This is a genomic window from Acetobacter lambici (assembly GCF_011516885.1).
GTDB lineage: Bacteria > Pseudomonadota > Alphaproteobacteria > Acetobacterales > Acetobacteraceae > Acetobacter > Acetobacter lambici.
On the sequence record NZ_WOTD01000134.1, the window covers coordinates 1 to 1,232 of the forward strand.

Annotated in this window: 1 pseudogene; it reads left to right on the plus strand. The window is 46.3% G+C overall.

Annotated elements, in window-relative coordinates:
• Nucleotides 1-500, plus strand: a pseudogene (locus GOB86_RS15470) (IS3 family transposase); the annotation flags it as partial.
• Nucleotides 501-1,232: the final 732 nt, after the last annotated feature.

The following is a 1,232-nucleotide window of genomic DNA, read 5'->3' on the forward strand; positions in this document are numbered from 1 at the left end:
CTGGGTTTCGGATTTTACTTACGTTTCCACATGGCAGGGCTTTGTTTATGTGGCCTTCATCATTGATGTGTTTGCCCGCGTGATTGTGGGCTGGCGCGTCTCATCCACTGCCCATACTGACTTCGTGCTGGATGCCCTCGAGCAGGCCCTGTGCCAGAGGCGGCCTGAGGGAAGTGACCCATCATTCGGACCGCGGCTGTCAATATGTGTCCATTCGCTACACGCAAAGACTGGCTGAAGCGGGGCTCGTTGCTTCTGTCGGAAGCGTTGGAGATTCCTATGATAACGCTCTGGCTGAGACCATTAACGGGCTCTACAAAACCGAACTCATCTATCGGCAGGGGCCATGGAAAAACAGGGAAGCGGTTGAACTGGCAACACTTAAATGGGTCGACTGGTTCAACAATCGACGGATCCTGTCCTCCATTGGAAACATCCCCCCAGCAGAAGCTGAGGCTCGCTTTTATGCACAACAAAAATCACATGCATTAGCTGCATAGTTCAGATAAAAAACGTCTCCACAAAACCTGGTGCAATTCAGTTGCCAAAATACGCTTTATCACCACTCACCTTAGAAATATGAACGATCCTCTGGTGTTGTATCCTGCCTGACGACTCAATAGAGGGGACGTCTAACCACATGGATGCATGGGCAGCATAAAAAACGAAATTAACCTGTATTTTTTATTAACAACACACATAAAATAGTACATTATAAAAACAATCGAACCATGATGTAATTTTACAACGCTTTGCCTGATTCCTAGGCCAAGGGCCGTTTTGGACATTCGATGTAATGGGTTTTCAATTGGATTTATGTGTCATTCAAACTCGGATGTGGACGCCAGAACAACGAGGCCATATGGCCGACGCTTCTGATTAGACAGACAACAGCCGATATTTCTGATGGCGCGGGAAAATAGATGACCCTTGATGCCATCCGCAGGTGCTGACCGTGGGTGAAGCATCTGTTTGCAGATGGGGTCTGACCATCGTTCGTAATTGATGGATAAAAGGCACTCTTCCGCGCGTGAGCGAGCATTGTATGCTCTATGTAATAAAGTCCAATACAGCATGAAGATGCAGATATTAATTTTGTTTTTATATCAATAAATTTTTTTCTAAGTGTCTGACCGAAAATGAGTTGAGTGATTTCAGTGGATTATGATTCATGGGTTTGCGATAACCTGATGAGATCAAGATGGCCTGGACTGAAATCACCCGCGCGCAGT